Here is a 6,689-nt window from a genome sequence, read left to right as displayed (position 1 = left end):
CACGGCGATCGGCGTGCTGATGGCGGTGTTGGCGTTCACCGGACACCTCAATCCCGCCACGCTGTTGATCCTGACCTTCCTGCTCGGCGCGGGCGCGGCGCTCTCGTCGCCTGCGTTCCAGGCCATCCAGCCCGAACTCGTCCCCCGCGACGAGATACCCGACGCCGCGTCACTCGGCAGTGTCTCGGTCAACGCCGCGCGTGCCATCGGACCGGCACTGGCCGGTGTGATCTTCTCGCTCGGCGGGCCAGGCCTCGTCTTTCTCCTCAATGCCATCTCGTACCTGGCTGTCGTGATCGCGTTGCTGGCGTGGAAGGGGTCCGGGCAGAGCTCGACGGTCGTGCCCGAGCGTCTCTCGGACTCATTCTGGGCAGGCTTGCGGTACGTCGCGGCAGCCCCGATCGTGCGTCGAATCCTGCTCCGCTCGGCGTTGTTCGCGATCCCGGCGTCGGCGTTGTGGGCGCTGTTGCCGCTGGTCGTCGCGCATTCGTTTCACCTCGGATCCTCGGGTTACGGTCTCGTTCTCGGGGTGCTCGGCGTCGGGGCGTTGATCGGGGTGGCGCTGATGCCCTGGATGCGCCAGCACCTGTCGTCTGCGGTGATTCTCGCGTCGTCGGCAGTCGTGTTCGCGGTGGCCACGATCGCCGCAGCATTTCTGCCTCTCTGGCCGTGTCTCGTGTTGTTCTTGTTCGCGGGAGTCGCGTGGATCGCGACGCTGACTACGCTCAATGCCGGTGCGCAGTTGACGCTCCCGCAATGGGTGCGTGCACGCGGGATGGCTGCGTATCTGCTGGTCTTCATGGGTTCCCAGGGCATCGGCGCGCTGCTGTGGGGAGCTGTCGGGTCTGCGTTGGGCACCAAGTGGGCGCTGGTGATCGCCGGAGTCTGTCTATTGCTGACCGCGGCGAGTGTGTGGCTGCTGCCGCCGTCGCCGGTCACGGGCACGCTCAGCCGTGAGCTCTCGATGGCCTGGCCCGTCCCGACGCTGGTGTTCGAGCCCGAACCCGACGACGGGCCCGTCGAGGTCAGTGCCATCTACGACGTTCCTGCCGATCGCCGCGACGACTTCCTCGCCGCCATGCCTGCCGTCGGCCGGTCACGTCGACGCACCGGCGCACGGAACTGGCATCTCTACCGCAGCGCCGACCGGGACGGCCGCTACGTCGAGCAGTTCGTCGTGCCGTCGTGGTCGGAATACCGGCGTCAGCATCGCGATCGCTGGACCGAGTACGACCACGACAACGTCGCCCGCGTGCTCGCCATGACCACAACGGGCATACCCGACGAACGGCACCTGTTCAGCACGAACATCCGATGACGCGCCGAACACAGCGAACCCGCAGCGTGTGCGCGTACCGTTGACCGGGTGAGTGCAGACGTTTCCCCGACAACCGAGGCTTCGACGCCGTCGTCGATTCAGCGGATCGTGCGCGGCGTTCGCCACGTCGCGACGCCCTATCCGGTACGCGACCTTCCGTCCGGCCGGCATGTCGAATTGCCCGGCCGTGGAACGACTTACGTGACCGACTCCGGACCGAAGGACGCCCCGGCGGTGTTCCTGCTGCACTCGGTGCTCACCACCGGACTGCTCTGTTGGTACCCGTCGATTCCGCAACTGAACGGTCGGTACCGGGTCATCACACTCGACCAGCGATGGCACGGGCGAGGTATCCAGGCCGAGGGTTTCGATCTGCGCGACTGCGCCGACGACGTCGTCGCGCTCGCCGACGTTCTGGGTATCGACCGGTTCACCGCTGCCGGGTTCTCGATGGGCGGCGGAATCGCACAGCTCGTCTGGCGTCGACACCCGGGCAGGGTGTCAGGGCTCGTGCTGTGCTCGACGGGACCGTTCTTCAGCGAACGCGATCCGAACAGGCGTGGCCGCGACGCCCGCATCGGACGAATCCTGCGCCCGATCTACGAGTCGCTTCCCCGTCCGTCCGACGACAGCCTCGACCGCCCGGCGAAACACACGAGCATCTGGGCCACCAAGCAGTTCCTCTCGACGCCGCTCTCGCACGCGGGCGATTTCGGCGAGGGCCTGGGTAACTTCGACTCCACCTCGTGGCTGCGCGACATCGACGTGCCCACCTCCGTGGTGGTCTCGACCAGGGACCACACCGTCGAACCCGAGCGTCAGCAACTTCTCGTCGACGGCATCCCCGGCGCGCGCCGATTCGACGTCGACGGCGGCCACGCGTGCTGCGTGATCGGCGTCGAGAACTTCCTGCCGCCCTTCGTCGCGGCAGTCGACGCCGTCGCGCTCGAATCCCCGGTTCTCGTGAGTGGGAACTGACGCCAAAACACCATCGCGTGTGGCGTCACCGACGTAGCGTTGTCTTCCGCGCCCCGGAAAAGTACCTGGGCGCGGAAGCCCAAGTAGGAGTGCATATGTCGCCCGTGATCGTCGTCGCAACGCTGTCGCCCAAGCCCGGACAGGAGGCCGCGGCCCGCGAGGCCGTGATCGCGGCGGTCCCCAAGGTGCAGACCGAGCCGGGTTGCCAGCTGTACGCGCTGCACGAGGCCACCGGTGATGGCACGGATCTGGTGATGATCGAGAAGTGGGAGTCGTTCGACGCCTTGGCCACGCACGGCAAGGGAGCAGCCCTCGCCGAACTCGGTGCAGCGCTGAACGACCTGCTCGCCGCACCGCTCGACATCAAGACGTTCGACGCGGTGCCCGCAGGTGATCCCGACAAGGGCGCAATCTGACGTAGGGTCTATGGCGTGCCCTCCTTCAGCCCATTGGAGTGGCCGGTCTTCCGGCAGTTGCGCACCGGCGACAGGTTCGGCCGCGGTCCGGCCGTGCAGTCGGCGCGCACCCGCGCAACCGAACCGAGGACCGCCACCGCCGACCGTGTGGTGCAGAGCGTCTGCCCGTTCTGCGCTGTCGGCTGCGGGCAGAAGGTCTACGTCAAAGACGAGCGCGTCATCCAGATCGAGGGCGACCCCGACTCGCCGATCTCACGCGGACGCCTCTGCCCGAAGGGCGCGTCGAGCGAGCAGCTGGTCAACAATCCGATGCGGCAGCGCACCATTCGCTACCGCGCGCCGTACGCGACCGAGTGGACCGATCTCGACCTGGACACCGCGATCGACATGATCGCCGACCGCTTCGTCGAGTCGCGTCGTCGAACCTGGCAGGACACCGACGAGCAGGGGCGGGTACTCCGACGCACCATGGGCATCGCCTCGCTCGGCGGTGCGACCCTGGACAACGAAGAGAACTACCTGATCAAGAAGCTCTTCACCGCGGCGGGCGCGATCCAGATCGAGAACCAGGCGCGCATATGACACTCCGCAACCGTTCCCAGTTTGGGAGCTTCATTTGGACGCGGCGGCGCAACGCAATCACTGCAGGACATGGCGAACTCCGACTGCATCGTGCTCATCGGCGGCAATATGGCCGAGGCGCACCCCGTCGGTTTCCAGTGGGTGGTTGAAGCGCGCTCGCGCGGTGCACGGGTCATCCATGTCGACCCGCGGTTCACCAGGACGTCGGCCAACGCCGACAAGCACATCTCGATCCGCGTCGGCTCCGACGTCGTGCTGCTCGGTGGGCTGATCAACTACATGCTCACCCACGAGCGGTACTTCCGTGAGTACGTCGTCGCGTACACCAACGCCGCGACGATCGTGAACGACGAGTACCGCGACACCGAGGACCTCGGCGGACTGTTCTCCGGTTTCGACCCCGAGACCGGACAGTACGACCCGTCGACGTGGGCCTACGCCGATGCCGAGGACGGCGGTACCGAATCGTCCGGCATCGAATCGCCCGGGGGCGACGAGCACGGCGAGACCGCGGCGGCGCGTGCGGCGGGCGACCAGCACGGCTCGGGCGGTCCGCCCCTCGAGCACGCGAACGTGCTCCGCGACGACTCGCTGACCGACGAGCGCACGGTGTTCCAGATCCTCAAACGCCACTTCTCCCGCTACACGCCGGAGATGGTCCGCGACATGTGCGGCATCTCGGTCGACGAGTTCACCTACCTCGCCGAGTCGATCGCCGACAACTCCGGTCGAGACCGCACAACGTGTTTCGGCTACGCGACCGGTTGGACGCAGCACACCCTCGGCGCCCAGTTCATCCGTACCGCGGCGATCCTGCAGCTGTTGCTCGGCAACGTCGGTCGCCCCGGCAGCGGCATCATGGCGCTGCGCGGACACGCCAGCATCCAGGGTTCCACCGACATCCCGACCCTGTTCAACCTGCTTCCCGGCTACCTACCGATGCCGTCGGTGGGCAAGCACGACACTCTCGACGACTACCTCGCGGGCGTCGGATCGCCACAGCAGAAGGGGTATTGGGCCTACGCCGACACCTACATGGTGAGCCTGCTCAAAGCGTGGTTCGGCGACACCGCCACCGCCGACAACGACTGGTGCTACGACTATCTGCCCAGGTTGAACGGTCCCGCCGGCACGTACCAGACCACCGTGTCGATGCTCGACGACGAGGTCGAGGGCTACTTCGTGCTCGGCCAGAACCCTGCCGTCGGATCGGCGAACGGCAGACAGCAGCGCCTGGCCATGAGCCATCTCAAGTGGCTGGTGGTGCGCGACCTCAACATGATCGAGTCGGCGACCTGGTGGAAGGAGGGACCCGAAATCACCTCCGGTGAGCTGCGCACAGAGGATATCGGCACCGAGGTCTTCTTCATGCCCGCCGCAACGCATGTCGAGAAGGCAGGCTCGTTCACCCAGACCCAACGCATGGTGCAGTGGCGGCATCAGGCGGTCGCGCCGCCGGGACAGGCGCAGAGCGAACTCGACTTCTTCTACGAACTCGGACAACGCATCCGCACGCGGCTGGCCGACTCCGACGACCCGCGCGACCGGCCACTCCTCGACATGACGTGGGACTACCCGCTCGACGAGCATGGCAACCCCGAGCCGGAGTCGGTGCTCTCGGAGATCAACGGCTACTTCACATCTGGCGATCACGCGGGCGAGAACCTCACCAGTTACACGCAGATGAAGGCCGATGGTTCGACGGCGGGTGGCTGCTGGATCTACACCGGCGTCTACGCGCACGCGACCAACATGGCGGCGCGACGCGTTCCACACGGCGGCGACTCGGTGAGCCAGCACGAGTGGGGCTGGGTGTGGCCGGCGGATCGTCGAATTCTCTACAACCGTGCCTCCGCCGATCCCGAGGGCAATCCGTGGAGCGAGCGCAAGCGCTACATCTGGTGGGATGCGCAGGCGCGCAAGTGGGTTGGCGACGACGTGCCCGACTTCCCGGTCGACAAGGCGCCCGATGCCCGCCCCGATCCCGATCGCGGAGGAGCCGAGGGACTCGCGGGCGACGACCCGTTCATCATGCAATCCGACGGCAAGGGTTGGCTTTTCGCGCCCAAGGGGCTTGTCGACGGTCCGCTGCCCGCGCACTACGAGCCGCAGGAGTCGCCGGTCGCCAACGCGCTGTACCCGCAGCAGCAGGCACCGGCACGAATCATCTTCGCGCGCAACGACAATCTCGACGCCCCGAGCGCGGGCGACGCAGGCGTCGACGTCTATCCGTATGTGTTCACCACCTATCGCCTCACCGAGCACCACACCGCGGGCGGGATGAGTCGCTGGTCGCCGTATCTCGCCGAGCTGCAACCGGAAATGTTCTGCGAGGTCTCCCCGGCACTCGCCGCCGAACGGGGACTGGTCAACGAGGGCTGGGCGACGATCATCTCGCCGCGCGCGGCAATCGAGGCGCGCGTCTTGGTCACCGACCGGGTGAAGACGTTGCGTATCAACGGACGTGACGTCCATCAGGTCGGTCTGCCCTATCACTGGGGCGTCGGCAGCGACGCCGTGGTCAGTGGCGACGCCGCGAACGATCTGATCGGTGTCACGCTCGACCCCAACGTCCAGATCCAGGAGTCCAAGGTCGGGTCGTGCGAGGTGATCGCGGGGCGTCGACCCCAGGGTCAGGCGCTCCTCGACCTGGTGCGCTCCTACCAGCAGCGCGCGGGCGTGACACCCGAGACCGACAACGTGCGCATCACCGATCCCGAGCACGAAAAGATCTATCCGCCAATCGATTCCGATGATCCGGACGGAGAGGGGTTCACTCGATGGTGAGGAGTGCGAGATGAGTCATCAGCTGTCCGGTCCCACCGATCCCAGTGCCGACGCGCACTGGGGCGACGCCGAGCGTCCGCGCAAGGGCTTCTTCACCGACACGTCGATCTGTATCGGCTGCAAGGCATGCGAGGTCGCGTGCAAGGAATGGAACCAGAATCCGCGCGACGGTGACCTGGAACTGACGGGCATGTCGTACGACAACACTGTCGCGCTGGGTGCGAGTACGTGGCGGCACGTCGCGTTCATCGAGCAGGACCGCGACCGCATCGACAAGGCACGCGAATCGGGCCGCGCCCTGGTCGGTTTGGGGATGCCGTCGATGCCCGGGGGTGAGACAATTCCCGACGCCATGGACACCGTGGACACGACCCCGCCCGACACCCCCGAGTTCCGCTGGCTGATGTCGTCGGACGTCTGCAAGCACTGCACGCACGCCGGTTGTCTCGATGTGTGCCCGACCGGCGCGTTGTTCCGCACCGAGTTCGGGACGGTCGTCGTGCAGCACGACGTGTGCAACGGGTGCGGAACCTGCGTCGCCGGTTGCCCTTTCGGTGTCGTCGAACGTCGGTCCGACGGCACCGTCGAGCCGACCACGCGCGAGGGTC

At 66.8% G+C, this 6,689-nt stretch carries 5 protein-coding genes; all 5 read left to right on the top strand.

What is annotated here, in order from left to right; all coding sequences use genetic code 11:
* A partial coding sequence (locus tag A5777_RS01625) for an MFS transporter (protein ID WP_064861415.1) occupies positions 1-1,318 on the top strand: 1,318 nt, incomplete at its 5' end.
* Positions 1,319-1,426: 108 nt separating this feature from the next.
* Entirely contained in the window at positions 1,427-2,296 is an 870-nt protein-coding gene (locus tag A5777_RS01620; RefSeq protein ID WP_005204309.1) for an alpha/beta fold hydrolase, read from the top strand.
* Positions 2,297-2,391: 95 nt separating this feature from the next.
* Positions 2,392-2,712: a putative quinol monooxygenase gene (locus A5777_RS01615; RefSeq protein WP_005204311.1), complete on the top strand. Its 321-nt coding sequence runs from the start codon at positions 2,392-2,394 to the stop codon at positions 2,710-2,712.
* A gap of 15 nt (positions 2,713-2,727) precedes the next feature.
* Entirely contained in the window at positions 2,728-6,081 is a 3,354-nt protein-coding gene (fdh, locus tag A5777_RS01605) for a formate dehydrogenase (RefSeq protein WP_197501432.1), read from the top strand.
* Positions 6,082-6,091: 10 nt separating this feature from the next.
* A partial coding sequence (locus tag A5777_RS01600) for a 4Fe-4S dicluster domain-containing protein (RefSeq protein ID WP_156529256.1) occupies positions 6,092-6,689 on the top strand: 598 nt, incomplete at its 3' end.

It is taken from the genome of Gordonia sp. 852002-10350_SCH5691597, assembly GCF_001665715.1.
Taxonomy (GTDB): Bacteria; Actinomycetota; Actinomycetes; order Mycobacteriales; family Mycobacteriaceae; genus Gordonia; species Gordonia sputi.
Note: the sequence above shows the minus strand (reverse complement) of the source record. Positions and strands in the feature narration are given on the sequence as shown.